15 protein-coding genes and 1 pseudogene are annotated in these 21056 nt (G+C 70.8%); 4 read left to right on the top strand and 12 right to left on the bottom strand.

Going from position 1 to position 21056, the window contains the following annotated elements; translation table 11 throughout:
* Nucleotides 1–27: 27 nt before the first annotated feature.
* Entirely contained in the window at nucleotides 28–618 is a 591-nt protein-coding gene (locus tag QE438_RS18875; RefSeq protein WP_306993417.1) for a malonic semialdehyde reductase, read from the bottom strand.
* Nucleotides 619–789: 171 nt separating this feature from the next.
* Between QE438_RS18875 and QE438_RS18870 the strand changes: the two genes are divergently transcribed.
* Nucleotides 790–1758 (top strand): mitochondrial fission ELM1 family protein, encoded by a 969-nt coding sequence (locus QE438_RS18870; RefSeq protein WP_306993419.1) that lies wholly within the window; start codon nucleotides 790–792, stop codon nucleotides 1756–1758.
* 512 nt (nucleotides 1759–2270) lie between these two features.
* On the opposite strand, the gene glnE is transcribed toward QE438_RS18870, so the two are convergent.
* From glnE to QE438_RS18815, 11 genes and pseudogenes are all read right to left on the bottom strand, one after another.
* Nucleotides 2271–5102: a bifunctional [glutamate--ammonia ligase]-adenylyl-L-tyrosine phosphorylase/[glutamate--ammonia-ligase] adenylyltransferase gene (gene glnE / locus QE438_RS18865; protein ID WP_306993421.1), complete on the bottom strand. Its 2832-nt coding sequence runs from the start codon at nucleotides 5100–5102 to the stop codon at nucleotides 2271–2273.
* A gap of 189 nt (nucleotides 5103–5291) precedes the next feature.
* A complete protein-coding gene (gene lipB / locus QE438_RS18860; protein ID WP_306993423.1) occupies nucleotides 5292–6020 on the bottom strand; it encodes a lipoyl(octanoyl) transferase LipB in 729 nt (242 codons plus the stop codon).
* Nucleotides 6008–6286, bottom strand: a complete 279-nt coding sequence (locus tag QE438_RS18855) for a DUF493 family protein (RefSeq protein WP_130515636.1) — start codon at nucleotides 6284–6286, stop codon at nucleotides 6008–6010. The genes lipB and QE438_RS18855 overlap by 13 nt, the downstream gene beginning before the upstream one ends.
* 175 nt (nucleotides 6287–6461) lie before the next feature.
* A complete protein-coding gene (locus QE438_RS18850; protein WP_306993426.1) occupies nucleotides 6462–7661 on the bottom strand; it encodes a D-alanyl-D-alanine carboxypeptidase family protein in 1200 nt (399 codons plus the stop codon).
* A 71-nt stretch (nucleotides 7662–7732) separates the two neighbouring features.
* Entirely contained in the window at nucleotides 7733–9166 is a 1434-nt protein-coding gene (locus tag QE438_RS18845) for a septal ring lytic transglycosylase RlpA family protein (protein ID WP_306993428.1), read from the bottom strand.
* On the bottom strand, nucleotides 9163–10326 hold the full coding sequence (gene mltB / locus QE438_RS18840) for a lytic murein transglycosylase B (RefSeq protein ID WP_306993430.1): 1164 nt from the start codon (nucleotides 10324–10326) through the stop codon (nucleotides 9163–9165). Before mltB ends, QE438_RS18845 begins: the two co-directional genes overlap by 4 nt.
* A 130-nt stretch (nucleotides 10327–10456) precedes the next feature.
* On the bottom strand, nucleotides 10457–11572 hold the full coding sequence (rodA, locus tag QE438_RS18835; RefSeq protein ID WP_130530844.1) for a rod shape-determining protein RodA: 1116 nt from the start codon (nucleotides 11570–11572) through the stop codon (nucleotides 10457–10459).
* Nucleotides 11573–11742: 170 nt separating this feature from the next.
* Nucleotides 11743–13578: pseudogene (gene mrdA, locus QE438_RS18830) on the bottom strand (penicillin-binding protein 2); the annotation flags it as partial.
* A gap of 16 nt (nucleotides 13579–13594) precedes the next feature.
* Nucleotides 13595–14074, bottom strand: a complete 480-nt coding sequence (mreD, locus tag QE438_RS18825; protein ID WP_306993434.1) for a rod shape-determining protein MreD — start codon at nucleotides 14072–14074, stop codon at nucleotides 13595–13597.
* Nucleotides 14071–15219, bottom strand: coding sequence for a rod shape-determining protein MreC (mreC, locus tag QE438_RS18820; RefSeq protein ID WP_306993436.1), 1149 nt, complete (start codon nucleotides 15217–15219; stop codon nucleotides 14071–14073). Before mreC ends, mreD begins: the two co-directional genes overlap by 4 nt.
* 143 nt (nucleotides 15220–15362) lie before the next feature.
* The gene (locus QE438_RS18815) at nucleotides 15363–16409 is read right to left on the bottom strand and encodes a rod shape-determining protein (RefSeq protein ID WP_130515619.1); all 1047 of its coding nucleotides are present in this window, start codon (nucleotides 16407–16409) and stop codon (nucleotides 15363–15365) included.
* A 302-nt stretch (nucleotides 16410–16711) separates the two neighbouring features.
* Between QE438_RS18815 and QE438_RS18810 the strand changes: the two genes are divergently transcribed.
* The 3 genes from QE438_RS18810 to QE438_RS18800 all read left to right on the top strand — a co-directional run bounded on the left by QE438_RS18810 (nucleotide 16712) and on the right by QE438_RS18800 (nucleotide 20707).
* Entirely contained in the window at nucleotides 16712–17644 is a 933-nt protein-coding gene (locus QE438_RS18810) for a carbohydrate kinase family protein (protein ID WP_130523238.1), read from the top strand.
* Between the two features lie 536 nt (nucleotides 17645–18180).
* Nucleotides 18181–19704 carry an oligosaccharide flippase family protein gene (locus QE438_RS18805; protein ID WP_306993438.1) on the top strand — a complete coding sequence of 508 codons (1524 nt, stop codon included), beginning with the start codon at nucleotides 18181–18183 and terminating at the stop codon, nucleotides 19702–19704.
* Between the two features lie 13 nt (nucleotides 19705–19717).
* On the top strand, nucleotides 19718–20707 hold the full coding sequence (locus QE438_RS18800) for a glycosyltransferase family 2 protein (RefSeq protein ID WP_306993440.1): 990 nt from the start codon (nucleotides 19718–19720) through the stop codon (nucleotides 20705–20707).
* Nucleotides 20708–21056 lie beyond the last annotated feature (349 nt).

Genomic DNA, 21056 nt, shown 5'->3' with positions numbered 1-21056 from the left:
CGGGTGAATCGCAAACCGGCCGCGGCATCAGACGATGCGCGCGGCCTCGTCGAAGGACAGCCGGGGCAGGCGCGGATGCAGCGCGGACGCATCGCCATAGCCCAGGTTGACCAGGAAGCTGGCGCGCAGCGAGGTGCCGGCGAAGAAGGCTGCGTCGGCCTTGGCCGCGTCGAAGCCGGACATCGGGCCCGCATCCAGGCCCAGCGCGCGGGCGGCCAGGATCAGATAGGCGCCCTGCAGCACGGCGCTGAGCAGGGCCGGCTCGCGGCGGGCCTCCTGCGGGCCGTCGAACCAGGCCTTGGCATCGGTGTGCGGGTAGAGCTTGGGCAGGTGCTCGTGGAAATCCAGGTCGTAGGCCACGATCACCGTCACCGGCGCGGCCATGGTCTTGTCCACGTTGCCCGGGGCGAGCGAGGGCTTGAGCTTGGCCTTGGCCTCGGGCGAGCGGACGAAGACGAAGCGCGCCGGGGTGCTGTTGGCGCCGGTCGGGCCCCACTTGAGCAGGTCGTAGAGCGCGTGCAGCGTCTGATCGGTGACCGGCTCGTCGGTAAAGGCGCTGTAGGTGCGCGCGCTGCGGAACAGCTGATCCAGCGCGGCGGCATCGAGGGACTGCGACATCGGAACCACTCCGTCAGAGCAAGGGGGTACGTACGCCGAACCAGCGCGACGACCGGGCGCAGTGTAGGGTGCGACCACCCCGGCGACACCAAGGGGACCCGCAACGGATTGTTTTGGGTTGCAACACCAATCCCCTCCTGACAGCTTTGTCGGTTTCGTCGAACGTTGCCCATGACGCCCGCGCGCACCTGGACTCTCACCGATGGCCATGCCGGCAACGTGCGCCAGGCCGAGGCGCTGGCGCGGGCCCTGCGCCTGCCCGCGCAGGCCTGGACGCTGCAGCCGCGCGCGCCGTGGAAGGCGCTCGCGCCGCGCTGGCTGCCGGGCGCGGACCAGGCGTTCGGGCCGGGCTTCGCGCAGGCGCTGGCGGCGCCACCTCGGCTGGCGATCGGCTGCGGGCGCCAGGCGGCGCTGGCCACGCGGCTGCTGCGGGCGCGCGGCGCGCAGGCCGTGCAGATCCTGGATCCGCGCCTCGCGCCGCGGCACTGGGACCTGGTGATCGCGCCGGAACACGACGGCCTGCGCGCGGCCAATGTGCTGACCCTGCTGGGCAGCCTGCATCCGGTCGATGACGCCTGGCTGGCACAGGCGCGCGCGGACTTCCCTGCCCTGGGCGCCCTGCCCGGCCCGCGGACCGCGCTGCTGGTCGGCGGGCCCAGCGCGCATGCGCGGCTGGAAGCGGAGGAGCTCGCCACGATCACCTCCGCGCTCGATGTCGCGCTGCGCGCGCACGGCGGCGCGGTGATGGCCACCGTGTCGCGGCGCACGCCGCCGGCGCTGGTGGAGGCGCTGCGCCGCCACTACGCCGGCACGCCGCACCTGGTGTGGACCGGCGCGCAGGACGGGCCCAACCCCTACCCTGGCCTGCTCGCCTGCGCCGACCGCATCGTCTGCACCGCCGACTCGGTCAACATGCTGTCCGAGGCCTGTGCCACGCCCGCGCCGGTGTTCGTGCATGCGCCGCAGCGCGTGCGCGGTCGGCCGGCGCAGTTCATCGCCGCCCTGCAGGCGCGCGGGCGCATCGCCGCGCTGGACGGGGGGCTTGCGCCGTTTGCCGTCACCCCGCTGCGCGAGACCGCGCGGATCGCCGCGCTGGTGCGCGAGCGGTTGGGCGGGTGGGATGAGGCCGGCGCTCAGTAACGCGCAGCAAGACATCACTTTCGCGTGAGGCGCACGGCTGGTCATGCTGGGTGGGAGCAACTGCCTCCTCAAATCTCGCGGTGGCCTGCCTGTAGCGCGGAGCTTGTGGCAATCCCCTTTCGGGGAGTCCGCTGCGCTTCGTTCGGTACGTGGGGAAGGCCCCAGCGGAGCGAGCTCCGCTCTACAGGTGGGAGCCGCCCTTGTGGCCTTTTCGGCCAATGGAGGCGATAGGGCTCTACCGGTAAAGCCCCATCGCCGCCACGGCGGCTCCCACAAAAGAAGCGAACCTTTGCGCGTGCCTCAGCAGCCGCTGCGTTCTGCGGCGGCGACTGGGCCGCTTCGCTCAGGCCACATCGGGGAAGTTGAGGCGCGCGCACTCAACCAGACCGTCGTTTCCGCGAATGCGGGAAGCCAGGGACTTTCGCGCGGAACGGCACAGGCACTGGACAGCCGGACATGCGTCCGCCGAACAGCCCTTCCCGCATGCGCGGGATGATCGAATCTTTGAGCTTTCAGACGTCCTTGCCCGGCGCGAACGCCAAGCCATGGGCCCGACAGGCCGCCGTCACCGCCTGCCGCGCGTGCTCCAGCGCCGGCGTCGGCGCGGTCAGGCGCGGGCGGCGGTCCAGCGTGCACGACAGCCCGGCGGCGAGCAGGGTCGCGTGCGCTTCCAGCAGCGCCGTGCGCTCGCCGGCCTCAAGCAGCCCGGCATCGGCCAGCGCGGCGATCAGGTCGCGGGTGTTGCGGGGGGCCAGCACGGCCGTGTGCGCGACAGCATGTTCGAGCACGCGCGCCTGCAGCAGGAATTCCAGATCCACCAGGCCGCCGGCACCCTGCTTCAGGTCGAACCGCCCCGGCGCACTGCGATCCAGCTCGGCGCGCATGCGGCCACGCATGTGCACCACGTCCTGTTGCAGCGCCTCCGCTTCGCGCGCCCGGCCCAGCGTCTCGGCGCGGATGCGTTCGAAGGCCTCGAGCAGCGCCGCATCGCCGACCACCGGCCGCGCGCGCACCAGCGCCTGATGTTCCCAGGTCCAGGCGCGCTGGCGCTGGTAGTCCTCATAGCTGGCGCGCGAGGTCACCAGCAGGCCCTTGGCGCCGTCCGGGCGCAGGCGCACGTCCACCGCGTAGAGACGGCCGGCGCCGGTCATGGTTTCCAGCAGCGCGACGACCTTCTGCGCCACGCGTGCGTAGTAGCGCCCCGGCTCCAGCGCGCGCCCGCTCCCTGCCTGCGCCGGCTCGGAGAGCGCATCGGCCGGCGCGTCGTAGAGGAACACCAGGTCCAGGTCCGAGCCGAAGCCCATCTCCAGCCCGCCCAGGCTGCCGTAGCCGATCAGCCCGAACTGGCCGCCGGCGACCCGGCCGTGCGCCGCCTCGACCGCGGCCCGCGCCATCGCCAGCACCTGCACGCACACCGCATCGGCCAGCCAAGCCAGCTGCCGCGCCGAATCCTGCGGCGGCTGGCGCGCGTCCAGCGCCGCCAGCGCGATGCGGAAGCTGAAGGCCAGGCGCGTCTCGTTGAGCCGGCGCAGCGCCTGTTCGGGGTCGGCGTGCTGGCCCGCGGCCGCGCAGGCGGCCTGCATCGCGGCGCGATCGGGCAAGGGCCCGGCGGCGCGCGCGTCGAGCAGTTCGTCCAGCAGCAGCGGGTACTGGGCCACGCGCTCGGCCAGCCAGGCGCTGCGCGCGACCACATCGACCAGGCGCGCCAGCGCGCTGGGCACCTCGTCCAGCAGCGCCAGATAGCTGGTGCGGCGCAGGATCGACTGCAGCAGCGCCAGGCAGCGCTGCAGGGCGGCATCGGGCAGGTCGGAAGCCGCCGCGGCCTGCAGCATGGCCGGCAGCACGCGCTCCAGCCGCGTGCGCGCGCTGTCGGACAGATGCGCCACGCCCGGCGAGGCGAGGAAATCCTGCAGCCGCGACGCCGACTGCGCGGCATCGGCGAAGCCGGCATCCTCCAGCGCCTGGCTCGCATTGGCGCCATCGAGCATGCGCTGGAACGGCGCCAGCGCCGCGCCGTCCTCGGCGTCCTCCGGCGCGGCCATCAGCGGCGCGAAGGCCGCGCTCACCACCGCGCGCTGCGCCGCCAGGGCGGCGCGCAGCGCGTCGCCGTCCGCATGGCCCAGCCCGCGCGCGATGCGCAGCGCGTCCTGCGCGTTGTCCGGCAGCACGTGGGTCTGCGCGTCGCGCAGCATCTGCAGGCGGTTCTCCAGCACGCGCAGGAAGCGGTAGGCCTCGCGCAGCGCGGCGCCGGTCTCCGGCGCGAGCAGGCGCGCCTGCACCAGCGCCTGCAGCGCCGCGCGCAGGCCGCGCTGGCGCAGGCGCGCATCGCGGCCGCCGTGCACCAGCTGCAGCGCCTGGGCCAGGAACTCGATCTCGCGGATGCCGCCCGGCCCGCGCTTGATGTCGTCGGCCAGCTCGCGACGCGCGACCTCGGCGGTGATCATCGCCTTCATCGCGCGCAGGCCATCGAGCGCGGTGAAGTCCAGGTAGCGCCGGTACACGAACGGCTGCAGGGTGCGCAGCCAGGCCTCGCCGGCGGCGATGTCGCCGGCCACCGCGCGCGCCTTGAGCCAGGCGTAGCGCTCCCAGTCGCGGCCCTCGGTCTGGAAATAGCGATCCATCGCCGCGAACGACAGCGCCACCCGCCCGGCGCTGCCGTACGGCCGCAGGCGCAGGTCGACGCGGTGGCTGAAGCCCTCGGCGGTGTTCTCGTCCAGCAACCGCGCCAGCCGCTGCCCCAGGCGGGAGAAGTACTCCTCGGCCGCCAGCGTGCGCGGCCTCCCCGCCTGCGCGGAGACAGGCTCGGACTCGCCGCCGCCGGCGAAGGCGTAGACCAGGTCGATGTCGGAGGAGAAGTTCAGCTCGCCACCGCCGAGCTTGCCCAGGCCGAAGACCACCAGCCGCACCGGCTGGCCCTGGGCATCGCGCACCACGCCGTGGCGCTGGGCGAATTCGTCCTCCAGCGCGTCCAGCGCGGCATGCAGGCAGGCCTCGGCCAGGGCCGTGCTGCCGGCCAGGATCTCGTCGACATCGGCGCCCTCGACCACGTCGCGCCAGATCAGCCGGGTGGATTCGGCCGCGCGGAAGCGGCGCAGCAGCGCCGGCCACTGCGCGGCCGGCGCCTGCCGCAGGTCCGGCGGCGCGAAGGCGGTGGCCGCATCGTCGAGCAGCTCCTCGAGCAGCGCCGGCTGCCGGCACAGCGTGTCGATGGCGAAGTCGCTGACCAGCGCCAGCGCTTGGACCGCGGCCCGCGTCTGCGGTTGGGCCAGCGTGGCCTCGAGCTCGGGTGCCGCGGCGATCAGGCGGCGCAGGGACGCGGCGACATGGGCTTGCACATCGATCATGGGCGGCAAGTGTGCATCAGCCTGCGTTGCGCATGGCGCGCTATGCCCTGTGGGAGCAACGGTCTCTCAGATCGAGTCGCCGCCTCCTTGTAGAGCGGAGCTTGCTCCGCTGAGGCCTTCCCGACAATCCGGACGAAACGCAGCGGAGCAAGCTCCGCTCTACAGGTGGCAGCCGCAGGGCGGGTCGCGCTAGGCGGCGTGCGGAGCGGGCACGCTAGGCGGCAAGCCGTCCGCACGCGTCAGCGCCAGCCCGAACAGCGCGCCGATCTTCTCCAGCAGCACCGCCTTGACCGCCTCCATCGAGGACGGGCCGCCCAGGTCGGACAGGGCCACGGTCTGCAGTCCCTCGTAGCCGCAGGGATTGATGCGGTGGAACGGCTCCAGGTCCATGGCGATGTTGAAGCTCAGGCCGTGGAAGGTGCAGCCGCGGCGCACGCGGATGCCCAGCGCGCCGATCTTGGCGCCGGCCACGTACACGCCGGGCGCGCCGTCCTTGCGCTCGGCATGGATGTTCCATTCGGCGCAGGTGTCGATGATCGCCTGCTCGATGCGGCACACGTAGTCGCGCACGCCGATCTTCAGCCGCTTCAGGTCCAGCAGCGGGTAGAGCACGATCTGGCCCGGCCCGTGGTAGGTCACCTGGCCGCCGCGGTCCACGTGTAGCACCGGGATGTCGCCCGGCGCCAGCACGTGCTCGGGCTTGCCGGCCTGGCCCAGGGTGAACACCGGTGCGTGCTCGACCAGCCACAGCGCGTCGGGCGTGGTCTCGTCGCGCGCATCGGTGAAGGCCTGCATCGCGCGCCAGACCGGTTCGTAGGGCTGGCGACCCAGTTCGTACACGCTGGCCGGCAGCGGCGCGCGCGCGGCGATGGCCGCATCGCCCTGCGGCGAGGGGCAGGCCGCGGCTAGAGCGTCCACTTCACTTCCGGGTGGCCGCGCAGGGCCCGGTGGGCCGCGTCGTACTGCTCGCGCGAATCGGCGCGGAAGGCGATGCGCACCGAGACGTACTTGCCGTTGGCCGAGTGCTTCCAGCTCACGCGCTCTTCGAGCACGTCCACACCGGCGCCGGCCAGCAGGCGCGGCAGTTCGCGCTCCAGTTCGATGCCGGCCCGGCCCATGGCGCTGAGCTCGAAGGTGCCGGGAAACTGGAAGCCGTGTTCGGGATTGTCCGAGGTGATGTCCATCGGCGGATTATCGGGTCGGACCCGCGCAAACCCAAGTCCACCGCGGCCCAGACGCGAAGAAGCCGGCTTGCGCCGGCTTCCTCGTTCCAACATGCGGTCTCATCGTCGTGCCGCGAACGCGGGACTCTCAGACACAGGCGCCCAGCTCACACGTTTGCGGGCGCCACGGGTCTGGTCAGACCGATTCCCACCACATCCAGAACGCATCCCACAGCCGACGGAAGAAGCCGCCCTCCTCGACCGCATTGACCGCCACCAGCGGCGCCTGCGCGATGACCTTGCCGTCCAGGCTGACCTTGACCGTGCCGATCTGCTGACCCTGCTTGATCGGCGCCACCAGCTGCTTGGGCACGTCCATCGACGGCTTGAGCTGCTCATAGCGGCCGCGCGGCACGGTCACCAGCAGCGGCGCGGCGACGCCCAGCTGCACCTGGCGCTGGTCGCCCTTCCACACCTTCTGCGTGGCCAGCACCTTGCCCGGCTCGTACAGGCGATGGGTCTCGTAGAAGCGGAAGCCCCAGTTGAGCAGGGCCAGCGAGTCCTCGGCGCGCTGCTTCTCCGACACATCGCCCATGATCACGGTGATCAGGCGCTGGTCGCCGCGCTTGGCCGAATTCATGATGCAGTAGCCGGCCTGCGAGGTATGCCCGGTCTTGATGCCGTCCACGCTCGCGTCGCGCCACAGCAGCAGGTTGCGGTTGGGCTGGGTGATGCCGTTGACCGTCAGTTCCTTGATGCTGTTGTAGGCGTAGGTGTCGGGGTAGTCGCGGATCAGCGCGCGGCCCAGCAGGGCCATGTCGTAGGCGCTGGAGTAGTGGCCGTCGGCGGCCAGACCGTGGACGTCGACGAAGTGGGTGTCCTTCATGCCGATGCGCTGGGCGTAGGCGTTCATCAGCTCGACGAAGGCCTCGGCGCTGCCGGCCGTGTGCTCGGCCAGGGCGATGGCCGCGTCGTTGCCCGACTGCACCACCATGCCCTTTTCCATGTCCTCCAGGCGCGCGGTCTGGTTGACCGGGAAGCCGCTGTAGCTGCCGTCGGTGCCGGCGCCGCCCTCGCGCCAGGCGCGCTCGCTCATCATCACCTGGTCGTCGCGGGTGATCTTGCCGGCCTTCAGTTCGGCGGCGAGCACATAGGAGGTCATCACCTTGGTCATGCTGGCCGGGGCCAGATGCTCATGGATGTTGTTGCCGGCCAGCACCTGGCCGCTGGCCGCGTCCATCACGATCCAGGCCTTGGCCACGGCCGGCGCCGGCGCATCGGGGATCTTGATGTCCGGCGGCGGCGCGGTGACGGCGTCGGAGGGCGGCGGCGTCTGGGCGATGGCCGCGCCGAAGGCGACGGTCGCCAGGGCGGCGAAGGCGAAACGGAACTTCATGGAAGACTTACCTTTGCAAAAGCGAAGACGAAGGAGAGACGCCGGCCGCGACCCGCGCGGCGGCGTGCGGATCACTCGCGCACGACCTGCGGCCGCGCGAAGCCCAGCCCGGCGATGCGCGCGGCCAGGGCGTCGGCCCCGTCATTGTCCGCTGCGCCGACCCGCACGCGCCACAGGGTCCGACCGCCGGCGATGACATCGCTCAGCGTCGCGGTGGGGATGCCGGCCGCCACCAGCCGGGCCAGGGCGCGCTCGGCATTGTCGCGGCTGGCGAAACTGGCGACCTGCAGCAGCACGGCCATGGCCGACTGGCCATAGGTGCCATTGCCGGCGCTGGCGGTCGAGGCGACCGGCCGGGCCGGCGCTGGCGCCGGGCGTGCGGCAGGCGCCGCCTCGGCCGCGCCCTTGCCGGCGGCGACAGGCGTCGCCACGGCGACCGCGGTCGCCGGTGCGGGTGCCGGGGCACCGGGCTTGCCAGTGGCCACGTGCACGCCCCGGCTCTTCATCCAGGCCTCGAAGCGGTCGGCACTGGCCGGCTCCTTGGTATTGGGAATGGTGTAGTAGCGCAGCGAGGGATCGCTCGGCACCGCCTTGGTGGCCACCGGGGCGGCGCGCGCTGCGGCCACGGCAGCGGCCGCATTGGCGGCAGGCGCCGGCTGTGTCGTGACCGCCGCGGTCCGCGACGACGCCGGCAGGCCGCCGACCAGCTGATCCATGGCCGAGGGCCTGACCGCGGCCGGCTTGCCGGTGGCGATGGTGGTGGGCACGCCGGTCGCCACGGTGGTGGCCACCGGCCTGCGCACGGTGTTGCGGCTGGCCAGCAGCGCCGGCAGCTTGGGATCGTCCGGATGCAGCGCCTTGACCTCGACCCGGCCCGTACCGCGCCCGGTGATGCCCAGCTTGACCGCCGCGGCGTAGCTCAGATCGATCACGCGACCATCGTGGAACGGCCCGCGGTCGTTGATGCGCACGATCACGTTCTTGCCGTTGTCCAGGTTGGTCACCAGGGCGAAGCTGGGCAGCGGCAGCGTCTTGTGCGCGGCGGTGAACTGGTACATGTCGTAGACCTCGTGGTTGGAGGTCTTGCGGCCATGGAACTTCTGCCCGTAGTACGAGGCCAGGCCGGTCTCTTCGTAATCGGCGGCGGTGTCGAGCACCGTGTAGTTCTTGCCCAGCACGCTGTAGGGCGACTTGTTGCCGTAGTCCGACAGCGGCTCGGCGGCGATGGTCGGCTCGGCGATGCAGTCCACGTCGGGGACTTCGGTGGGCGTGCTGTCCGACACGCCGGGCTTGTACAGCCCGCCGGCGGTGTAGTCGCCGCGCGTGGACGGGTCTTCGACCGCCGGGGCGTAACGCCCCAGGCAGCCGGCGGCGACCGCGGCCGGGGCCTTCTCGCCCTTGGGAACGATGATGGTGGCCTCGCCCGGCTTGGCGCCCTTGCTGCGCGGCGCGCTGCTGCACGCCGCCAGGGTCGCCACCAGCGCCAGGAGGAGCCAGCTTTTCATGCCGGCGGCAGCGGGCGGCCGGCGATCGCTTCGGAAAGTTGCCATACGGCCATCGCGTACATTTTGGAGTTGTTGTATCGGGTAATGGCGTAGTAGTTACGGAAGCCCAGCCAGTACTGCGGGCCGCTGCTGGTGGACAGGGTCACCGGCGTGGCGGTCTCGCCGGCCGGCACCGGCGCCAGCGGGGTGTAGCCGCGCGTGGCCAGCTCGCCCAGCGTCCAGGTCGGGGTCCAGTCGTCGGGGTTGAACTCCACCGCGCCCGGCGCCAGCCTGGCCTGCACGGCCACCGGGCCGCCGCGTTCCCAGCCGTAGGCGCCGCCCTTCTTGACGAAGTAGTTGGCCACCGAGGCGAAGACATCGTCCAGGTCGGTCAGCAGGTCGATGCGGCCATCGCCGTCGCCGTCCACGCCGAAGTCGCGATAGCTGGAGGGCATGAACTGCCCCAGCCCCATCGCCCCGGCATAGCTGCCGGTAAGCGTGGACAGGTCCAGCCGCTGCTCCTTGGCCAGGGCGAACAGCTGCGCCAGCTCGTCGCGGAAGAACAGCTCGCGGCGCGCCTCGTACTGGGCGCGGTCGGGATTGCCGCTGCGCGGATAGCGGAAGGCCAGCGTGTAGAGCGCATCGATCACCGGCGTCTTGCCGGTGTAGCCGCCGTAGCTGGTCTCCACGCCGAGGATGGCCACGATGATCTCGGCCGGCACGCCGGTGCGCTGCTCGACGCGGCTGAGCTGGGCGCGATGCTCGGCCAGGAAGGCCTGCCCGGCGCTGATGCGCGAGGCGGTGATGAAGCGCGGGCGGTATTCGTTCCAGCCGATGGTGCGCTCGGCCGGCTTGGACATCAGCTTGATCGTGTCCTCGCGCCAGTTGGCGCGGGCCAGCGTGGCCTCGATGAAGGCCGGATCCAGGCCGAAGCGCGCGGCGGTGTCGCGGATGAAGTTGGCCCGCGCCACCTCGAACGGCACCGGGGTCAGGTCCACCGGCGCCGCGTCGGCGCGGCGCTCGACCGAGGTCTCCGCGGGCGCAGGACCGGTCTGCACCGGCGCGGCCGGCGTGGGACGCGGCTGCGGGGCGGTCTGTTTCGGCGGGGTCGAAGGCCTTGGCTGGGTCGCACAGGCGACCAGGCCGAGCGTGAACAGGCAGGCAAGTGCGCGTCGGATCATCGGCGCCGAGATTAGCACGCGATAACGGGAAATGAACCCTGTCGCGTCAGTCACTTGCCCGATTTTGTTCATGTGCCGTCGCGGGATTGCGACGGGCATCTAAGGCCCGTGATCGGCGCCCAGGCCGGCCCTAGCGGTTGACGGGCCGGTGCGAGCGCACCGCCATCACCAGCCCCAGTCCGGCCAGCAGCGACACCGCCGAGGTGCCGCCGTAGCTCATCAGCGGCATCGGCACGCCCACCACCGGCAGCAGGCCGGAGATCATGCCGCCGTTGACCAGCACATAGACGAAGAACGCCAGCCCCAGCGAGCCGGCCAGCACCCGCGAATAGGTATCGCGCGCCTGCATGGCGATCCACAGGCAGCGCCCGACGATCACCAGATACAGCGTCAGCAGCGTGGCCACGCCGATCCAGCCGAACTCCTCGCTCAGCACCGAGAAGGCGAAGTCGGTGGTCTGCTCGGGGATGAAGTTCAGATGCGACTGGCTGCCCAGGCCCCAGCCCTTGCCGGTCAGGCCGCCCGAGCCGATGGCGATCTTGGACTGGATGATGTTCCAGCCCGCGCCCAGCGCATCGCTCTCGGGGTTGAGGAACATCATGATGCGGTCCTTCTGGTAGGGCCGCAGCAGGAAGAACCAGGCCAGCGGCGCGGCGCTGGCCACGCCGGCCACGCCGATGCCGACCCACCACCACGGCAGCCCGGCCAGCAGCAGCGCGAACGCGCCGGAGGCGGCGATCAGCACGCCGGTGCCGAAGTCCGGCTGCAGCATGATCAGCCCGGTGGGGATGCCGATGATCGCCGCGGCGATCAGCACGGTGGTGAAGCGCGGCGGCAACGGCACGCGGTACAGGTACCAGGCCACCATCATCGGCATGGTGATCTTGAGCAGCTCGGCCGGCTGCAGGTAGAACACCTTCAGGTCCAGCCACTGGCGCCCGTACTTGCCGGTGCCCAGCACGAACACCGCCAGCAGCGGCAACATGGACAGCGCGTAGATCAGCGGCGTCCAGGCGCGCAGGCGCGGCATCTGCACGCGCGAGAGCGCCCACATCGCGCCGGCGCCGATGACGAAGCGCATGCCCTGGGCGATCACCAGATGGGTGCCGCCGGTGGCGCCGCCGGCGCTCTTCATCACCGCCAGGCCGAAGCACATCACGCCGGCCAGGGCCAGGCACAGCACCCAGTCCAGGCTGCGCGCGAAGCGCCAGACCAGATCGCCCAGGTAGCGCAGCAGGCCGGTCATGGCGCGGCCTGCGGTTCGCGCGGCGCCTCGGCCGGCACCGGCGCGACGGCCGGTGGCGGCGGCGGAGTCGGTCCGGGCGCGCCCGGAATCTCGGACGGGGCCGGCGGCGCGGCGCCGGTGTCGGTGCCGTCCTCGGGCACGACGATGTCCGGCGCGTCCGGCGTGTCGCCCGGCATCTTGCCCAGCAGCCAGGCGTCGAAGATCTTGCGCGCGATCGGCGCGGCGGTGCTGGCGCCGTAGCCGCCGCCCTCCACTGCGATGGCCAGGGCAATGGTCGGCGCCTGGGCGGGAGCGAAGCCCTCGAACAGCGAGCGGTGACGCAGGTGCATGGGCAGGCTGCGCGGATCCACCGCGGCCAGTCCCTTGCGGCTGACCACCTGCGCGGTGCCGGTCTTGCCGGCCATCTGGTACGGCGCGCCGACGGCGATGGCATAGCCGCTGCCGCCCGGGCGCATGGTGTCCATCATGCCCTCGCGCACCCACTGCAGATTGTCCGGGCGATCGCTGATCGGCTTGGTCGGGCCGGGCGCGATCGGCTGCCAGGGCTGGTCGAAGCCGTTGCGCGTGTCCATCACCAGGCGCGGGGTGCGCAGCTGGCCGTCGGCCACGCCGGAGATGGCGCGCACCAGCTGCAGCGGGGTGACCTTCCAGTCGCCTTGGCCGATGGCGATGTTGACCGTATCGCCGGGATACCAGGCCTCCTTGCGGCTCTTCATCTTGTAGGCCGGCGACGGCACGATGCCGCCGATCTCCCCGGCCAGGTCGATGCCGGTGGGCGCGCCGAAGCCGTACTTGGTCATGTACGCGTCGACCTGGGTGATGCCCATGTCCACGGCGAGCTTGTAGTAGTAGGTGTTGACCGACTGCGCGATGGACTTGCGCAGGTCGGTCCAGCCATGGCCGCCGCGGTGCGAGTCGCCCCAGCCGCGGCTGACGCCGGGCAGGTAGAACATGCCGGTGGACAGGATCTTGTCCTGCGGCCGGCGCGTGCCGCTGTCCAGCCCGGCCAGGCCCATCAGCGGCTTGATGGTCGAGCCCGGCGCCACGCCGCCCAGCACCAGCCGGTTGAACTGCGGGCGCGAGGGGTTCTCGTTGAGCGCCTTGAAGTCGCGGGTGGAGATGCCGTTGACGAACAGGTTGGTGTCGTAGCTGGGCAGGCTGACCATGCCCAGAATCTGCCCGGTGCGCGGGTCCATCGCCACCGCCGCGCCCTCGTATTGGCCGAAGGCCTCGGTCATGGCCTGCTGCAGCTTGATGTCGATGGACAGCTTCAGGTCGGTGCCGGCCTGGGCCGGCACGCGCCCGACCACGCCCAGGGCGCGGCCTTCCACGTTGGTCTCGACCTTCTCGTAGCCGACCTTGCCGCGCAGCTGCTGCTCGTAATAGCGCTCCAGGCCGGTCTTGCCGACATGGGTCAGCGCCGAGTTGCCTTCACCGAGCTGCGCCAGGTCGGCCTCGTCCACGCGCCCGACGTAGCCGATGACGTGCGCCAGCAGCGGGCCGTAGGGGTAGTGGCGGGTCAGGTAGGGCACCACTTCCACGCCCGGGAAGCGCCAGCGATCCACCGCCAGCGCGGCGATCTCCTCCTCGCTCAGCTTGGGCTTGATGGTGATGCCGCGAAACCCGCGGCTGACCTTGCGCACGGCCAGGAAGTGCTTGACCTCCTCCGGATCCAGCGCCACCACCTTGCCCAGCGCGTCCAGCCACTCGGCCGGATCGCCGGCCTGGTCGGGCACCACGTCCAGGCGGAAGGCCGGGATGTTCTCGGCCAGCAACACGCCGTTGCGGTCGTAGATGCTGCCGCGCGCCGGCACCACCGGGCGCAGCTTGATGCGGTTGGCCTCCGAGCGCGTGGCGTACTCGGCGTGATCGAGCACCTGCAGCTTGAAGTACCACGCGCCCAGCCCGGCCAGGCAGACGAACACGCCCAGGAAGCCCAGCGCCGCGCGCCGGCGGAACTGGTCGGCCTCGGCATGGGCATTCTTGAGCGGGCGGCGACGCGACATGGTCAGGGTTGCCCGCTCAGGAACGCCGGCCCAGGCGCAGCGCGTCGAGCAGCACGAACACCGGCGGCCACAGCGCCATGCCGATCAGCGGCGCCCACCAGTAGGCCCAGGGTAGCAGCGGCTCGCCGATGGCCAGATGGATCGCACTGGCGACGATGCGGTCGTTGAGCAGCAGGCCGCCCAGCGCCAGCGCCTGCTGGGAGAGCGGGAAGAAGCGCAGCCGCGCGCGGAAGCGCTGCAGGATGAAGGCCATCACCACCAGCCGCAGCGCCTGTTCGCCCAGCAGGCCCCCAAAGCTGATGTCGGCGATCAGCCCGACCACGAACACGAAGCCCAGCCCGACCCGCTCGGGTTGCTCGATCACCCAGTAGGCCAGCACCAGCGCCAGCCAGTACGGCCGCAGCGGCTGCAGCAGCGGCGGCAGCGGCAGCAGGGCCAGCAACAGCGCCACCAGCACGCTCACCGGCAGCACCCAGCCCTTGCGCTGGCGGCTCATGGGCGGGGCTCCTGCGCAGAGGCGGGGGCCGGGGAAGAGGCAGAGGCGTCAGGCGCCGGGCTCGGGGAGCGTGCGCCTGCGGCCGGGGCAGAAGCGGAGGCGCCGGGAGTTGGGGTTGCGGGCTGGGCGCCAGGTGCCGGGCGAGGCGCGGAAGCGGCAGATGCCGAGGGCTGCGAAGTGGTCGCGCCTGCCACGCCACCGCCGTCGTTCTTGCCGCTGACCTTGCCGTTGCCTTTCGCCGGCTCCTGGCCCCCGGCCTCCGGTCCCTCGCCTGGCATCCCGACATTGGGAACCGCCGGCACCGCCGCGGCGGCCTTGAGCAGCAGCACATTGCGCCCGCGGTCCAGGTGCGCGGCCGGACGCAGCTCGCCGACCAGGAAGGTGCGGCTGTCGTCGGCGTGCAGGTCGGCCACGGTGCCGACTGGGAAGCCGGGCGGGAAGCGCCCGCCCAGTCCGGAGGTCACCACCACATCGCCGTCCTTGATGTCGGCGTTTAGCGGCACATTGACCAGCTGCAGCTGGTCGCTGCGGCCGTTGCCGGAGGCCAGCAGGCGCACGCCGCTGCGCTGGACCATCACCGGCACGGCGTGGTCCGGGTCGGTCAGGAGCAGCACGGTGGAATAGGTCGGCATCACCTGCACGATCTGGCCGAGCAGGCCGCCGGCGTCGATCACCGGCTGGCCCACGTGCACGCCGTCGCGGCTGCCGGCGTCGATCACCAGGCGCTGCCGGGTCGGGTCCAGGTCGATGTTGAGCACCGCGGCCAGCTGTACGTCCAGGCCGCGGTTGCCGGCCGCGCCCAGCAGGGCGCGCAGCTGGGCGTTGTCGGCCACCGCCGCGCTCAGCCGGGTCAGGCGCGCGTTGGAGATCAGCAGCTCGTCGCGCAGGCGGCGGTTTTCCTCGGTCAGCTGGCCCAGCGTGGCCGCGTCATCCTGCAGGCGCGCGCCCAGCTTGCCGGGCAGCCCGGCCACCCACCACAGCGGTTGCGCGGCCAGGCCCAGCTGCTGCCTGGCCTGGGCCAGCCAGCCGCCGCGGTGGTCCAGGATCACCAGCGCCACGCCCAGCGCCAGGTACGCCAGCAGCCGCAGGGAGCTGGCGATCTCGCCCGGACGGGGGGCTACGGGAGGGCCGGCGTAGGAAGGCATGAACTCGGCAGGGGCCAGGGGTCGGAGGCCAGGGATCAGGAAACAGCGAACGCGGGCGGCACCGACGGCGCGCGCAAGGGAAACGAACGATCAGGCGCCTTGCACTGGCCGCTGGCCCCTGGACTCCGCTCCCTGCGCTGCTCTCATTCCGGCGCGAAGAACTCGTTGCCGTGCATGTCCACCAGCTCCAGCGCGCGGCCGCCGCCGCGGGCCACGCAGGTCAGCGGATCGTCGGCGACCTGCACGTGCAGGCCGGTTTCCTCGGAGATCAGCTTGTCCAGGTCGCGCAGCAGGGCGCCGCCGCCGGTCAGCACGATGCCGCGCTCGGCCACGTCGGCGCACAGCTCCGGCGGGGTCTGCTCCAGGGCCAGCTTGACCGCGCTGACGATGCCCGACAGCGGCTCGTGCAGGGCCTCGAGGACCTCGTTGGAGTTGATCCGGATCATCTTGGGCACGCCCTCGGCCAGGTTGCGGCCGGAGATCTCCATCTCCTCCACCACCGGCGGCGGGTAGGCGCAGCCCAGCTCGACCTTGATCCGCTCGGCGGTGGCCTCGCCGATCAGCATGCCGTGGTTGCGGCGCACGTAGTTGGTGATCGACTCGTCGAACTTGTCGCCGCCGATGCGCACCGACTGCGAGTAGACGATGCCGTTGAGCGAGATCACCGCCACCTCGGTGGTGCCGCCGCCGATGTCGATGACCATCGAACCGCGCGCCTCGGTCACCGGCAGGCCCGCGCCGATCGCCGCGGCCATCGGTTCCTCGATCAGGTAGACGTCGCGGGCGCCGGCCTCCTCGGCCGATTCCTTGATCGCGCGGCGCTCGACCTGGGTGCTGCCGGCCGGCACGCACACCAGCACGCGCGGCGAGGGGCGCAGCACGCGCGACTTGTGCACCTTCTTGATGAAGTACTTGAGCATCGCCTCGGTGTAGGTGAAGTCGGCGATGACGCCGTCCTTCATCGGGCGGATGGTGGTGATGTGGCCGGGGGTGCGGCCCAGCATCTGCTTGGCCTCCGAGCCGACCGCGGCGACCGAGCGGGTGCCGCCGATGGCGCGGTCCTGGCGCACGGCGACCACCGAGGGTTCGTTGAGCACGATGCCCTGGCCGCGCACGTAGATCAGGGTATTGGCCGTGCCCAGGTCGATGGACAGGTCGTTGGAGAACATGCCGCGCAGCTTTTTGAACATCGGGGGACCAGATCCTTCGAAAGAAGTGCGAATGCCCTGCGCCGCTGGCGAAAAAATGGGCAAAAAAGGGGTCGGCTAGCCTAGCAATCCCCCCTGCGCCATACAAGGAAAATCGCTGGCTGAACAAGGCCCTCGGCCACCTTCGGCGGGTCGGCCGCTGCACGCGCGTCTGGCCCTGCCCGGCCCCAGACGATACCCTTGTCGCCGTTTGCCGCCCCGGTCGGGTCGGTTCCTCTTATCCCGAGCCTGCCGCGTGCGACCCGCGCCGGCCGGCCGCGCCAACGCCAGCCAGACACGAGCCAATGTCCGCACTGATCTGTGGTTCCCTCGCCTACGACACCATCATGGTGTTTCCGGACCAGTTCAAGAACCACATCCTGCCGGACAAGGTGCACATCCTGAATGTGTCCTTCCTGGTCCCGCGCATGCGCCGCGAGTTCGGCGGCTGCGCCGGCAACATCGCCTACAACCTGCATCTGCTGGGCGGCAAGCCGCTGCCGATGGGCACGGTGGGCCAGGACTTCGGGCCGTACCGGGAGCATTTCGAGTCGCTCGGCATCGATCTGTCCTGTGTGAAGGTGATCGATGAGCTGTTCACGCCCCAGGCGTTCATCACCACCGATCACGACAACAACCAGATCACCGCCTTCCATCCGGGGGCGATGATGCGGTCCTACGAGAACCACGTGAAGGACGTGCCCGGGGTGACCATCGGGCTGGTCGGGCCCGACGGGCGCGAAGGCATGCTGCAGAACTCCCAGGAGTTCGCCGAAGGCGGGATCCGCTTCATCTTCGATCCGGGCCAGGCGATGCCGCTGTTCAACGGCGAGGAGCTGCGCACCTTCATCGAGCAGGCCAACTACGTGGTCGTCAACGACTACGAGTCCAATCTGCTGCAGGAGCGCACCGGCTGGAACGAGCAGGACATCGTCTCGCGGGTGGAGGCCTACATCACCACGCAGGGCCCCAAGGGGGCGCTGGTGCATACGCCGGGCAAGACCTACGACATTCCGCCGGCGCACGAGCGCCGGGTGGTGGACCCGACCGGCTGCGGCGATGCGTTCCGCGCGGGGCTGATCTTCGGCATCGAGCGTGGCTGCGACTGGCTGACCATCGGCCGCATGGGCAATCTGATGGGCGCGCTCAAGGTCGAGCATCCGGGCACGCAGAACCAGCGTTTCGACTTCGACGAGTTCAACGACCAGTTCAAGCAGCAGTTCGGCTACGCGCTGTAGGGGCTGCGCTGGTCGCGGCCTGGGTGTGAAGGGGCGGCCTTTGGGCCGCCCTTTGTTTTGGTTCTTCCTTCGGCTTGGGGATCGCGGCGGTTTAGAGCGCTCTGGCTTCGGAAGGGCAGCAGTCCGGCGGGCGGGGGCCGCTTATCCCTCAATCAGGGCATCCTGCCCTGATTCGGGCGCTCGGCGTCCTGCCTCGCGAGGCGCGGCCCCCGCCCGCCGGCCCGCAGCCGCGCGCGTCAGGTCACAGGACTTCGGTTTAAGCCCCCTCCCTTGCGCGCAGCGCAGGGGAGGGATGGGGAGGGGTTGGGGCTTTACCGGGCGAGCCACCGAAGCAAGAGCAAAAGCAAAAGCACCCCTCCCCGGCCCTCCCCTTCGCCTGCGGCGAAAGGGAGGGGGCTGGGCGCGTACGCGGACCTCACGCTGCCTCGGCCAAGAACCCCTTTTTGTCAGGACGTTACAGATTCGTGCGACGGCGTCCTAAAAAGACCGGTCCGCGCGTTATGTTCTCTCGCAGCTTTCGGCCACACCTGGATTCCATGACCCGCTCCCCCTCCGTGCGCATGAATGCGCTGGCCAACTATCTGGGGCAGGGTGTCTCGACGCTGGTCGGCATCGTGTTCGTGCCGTTCTATCTGAAGTACCTGGGGGCCGAGGCCTATGGCCTGGTCGGGTTCTTCGTGGTGCTGCAGCTGTGGCTGGGGCTGCTGGACGTGGGGCTGTCGCCGATGCTCAACCGCGAGGTGGCGCGTGCGCGCGCCACGGCGGAGGGCTTCACGGACTTCCGCCGGATCCTGCGCAGCGTCGAGCTGATCTTCGCCGGCATCGCGCTGGTGACCGGGCTGGCGATGAGTGCGGCCAGTCCGCTGATCGGCGCGCACTGGTTCAAGGTGCAGACGCTGGACCCGGGCCAGGTCAGTCTGTGCGTGGCGCTGATGGGCTGGATGATCGGCCTGCGCTTCTTCGCCTCGATCTACCGCACCGCGCTCAACGGCATGGAGGCGCAGGTCTCGCTCAACGCCATCAACATCGTGCTGGCGCTGGTCAAGGCGCTGGGGTCGCTGGCGGTGCTGAAGTTCGTCAGCCCCACGCCGCTGGCGTTCTTCCTGTTCCAGCTGGTGGTGGCCGTGGTCGAGCCGCTGGTGCTGGCCTGGCGCAGCTACCAGGTGTTTCCGGCCACGGCCATGCGCATCGGCCTGCGCTTCGCCCGGGCGCCGCTGGTGGCCGCCCTGCCCTTCGGCCTGAGCGTGGCCTATACCTCGGTGCTGTGGATGCTGCTGTCGCAGCTGGACCGGCTGCTGCTGTCCGGCCTGCTGCCGCTGACCGACTACGGCTATTTCTCGCTGGTCACCGCGCTGTGCGGGGCGGTGATCCTGGCGGCCTCGCCGATCAGCAGTGCGCTGATCCCGCGTCTGACCTATCTGCACTCGCGCGGGGAGATCGGGCCGCTGGTGCGCCTGTACCGCAGCGCCACCCAGCTCACCGCGGTGGTGATGATTCCCCTGACCGGCATGGTGGCGGTGTTCGGCGAGGAGCTCATGTACGCCTGGACCGGCAACCTGGCCGCGGCGCAGTGGGCCGCCCCGATCCTGTTCTGGTACATGGTCGGCATCGCGTTCCTCACCTTTACCTCCTACCAGTACTACCTGCAGTACGCCTTCGGCGACCTGCGCCTGAACCTGCGGGTGAGCACGGTGCAGGCCGTGCTGGGGGCGCCGCTGATCGCCTGGTCGGCCTACCGCTACGGGGCGATGGGCACGGCGCTGTCCACCTGCGCCGTGCAGGTGGTGACCTTTGTGGCCTATCCGCCGGTGGTGCAGCGGCGGCTGGTGCCGGGCCTCTATGGCGCCTGGATGCGCCAGGATCTGCTGCCGATCGCCGCCTGTGCGCTGGTGACGCTGGCCGTGCTGTACGGGCTCGGGCGGCACTGGGTCATGGGCCTGGGTCGGCTGGAGATCTTCCTGGCGCTGAGCGCGATGGGCCTGTGCGTGATGGCCGCCGCGGCGCTGGGCAGTTCGGTCCTGCGCGCGCACCTGGTTCGCAAACCCCTCCCCCACGCATAGGCAGCCCTCCCCCATGGCCCCTCTGGTTTCGATCGTCATTCCCGCCTACCGCGCGGCCGAGTTCATCGGCCGTGCGGTGGCCTCGGTGCAGCAGCAGACGCTGCAGGATTTCGAGATTCTCATCGTCGACGACGCCTCGGGCGACGACACGCTGGCCACGGCTCAGGCGTTGGCCGCGCAGGACGCGCGCATCCGGGTCTTCACGCAGGCGCGCAACGGGGGCGTGGCGGTGGCGCGCAACACGGGCATCGATCAGGCGCGCGGGCGCTATCTCGCGTTCCTGGATGCCGACGATGCGCTGCTGCCGGAGCGGCTGGAGCGGCTGGTCGCGCTGGCCGATGCGCAGGCGCTGGACGTGGTCGGCGACAACCAGTGGCTGCGCGATGTGCATCTGGATCGCAACGTCGGGGTGATGGCGTTCAATCCGGGAGACGCGCCGATGCGGCTGGATGCGGCGACGTTCCTGCGCAATTCCGACAACGTGCCCAAGGTGCGCGAAATCCTGTCGGGGCGGATCGCCGCCTATTTTCCGGTGATCAAGCCGATCGTGCGCCGCGAGTTCCTGCAGGCGCGTGCGCTGCGCTACGACCCGGCCTGCAAGATCGGGGAGGACTTCGATCTGCACATCCGCTGCCTGCTGGAAGGCGCCAGCGTGGTCATCGTGCCGGAGGCGTACTACGTGTACACCCTGCCGTACAGCGAGGTGTCCAGGACGCGCTCGCCGCATTCGCGCACGGTGATGAATCTGCAGCCGGTGCTGCGCAACGTGGACCATCTGCTGCACGCCTATCGCGATCGTCTGTCGCCCGAGCTGCGGCGGGCGCTGGCGCGCTGCAAGCAGGGGGCGCAGGGGCTGCAGCAGTTCGAACAGATCAAGGCCGATCTCTACGGGGGCCGCGCCGCGGCGGTGCTGGACCTGGCCACCACGCCGCGGCTGTGGGGTTACGCGGCGCGCTCGACCTCGATCAAGCTGCGCAACCTGTCGTCGCGGTTGGCTTCTTGAGCGGCAGCGCGGGGGCGAGGTAGCCACGCTGCTCGCTTTCGGCGGACCAAGTGGCGTCGGCGCTTTGACTTCGGAAGGGCAGCGGTCCGGCGGGCGGGGGCCGCTTTTCCCTCAATCAGGGCATCCTGCCCTGATTCGGGCGCTCGGCGTCCTGCCTCGCTAGGCGCGGCCCCCGCCCGCCGGACCGCTGCCTCGAGCGTTAAGTCACAAGGCTCCGGGTTGCGTGGTTGTTCGAGCCGCCCTTCCTGGCGCACAACGCGATCAGCTACGGGAAGTTATCGACTTGAGGCCCCCTCCCTTGCGCGCAGCGCAGGGGAGGGATGGGGAGGGGTTGGGGCTTTACCGGGCA

Source organism: Pseudoxanthomonas sp. SORGH_AS_0997, assembly GCF_031453535.1.
GTDB lineage: Bacteria > Pseudomonadota > Gammaproteobacteria > Xanthomonadales > Xanthomonadaceae > Pseudoxanthomonas_A > Pseudoxanthomonas_A winnipegensis.
This window is presented reverse-complemented; position numbering and strand designations above follow the sequence as displayed.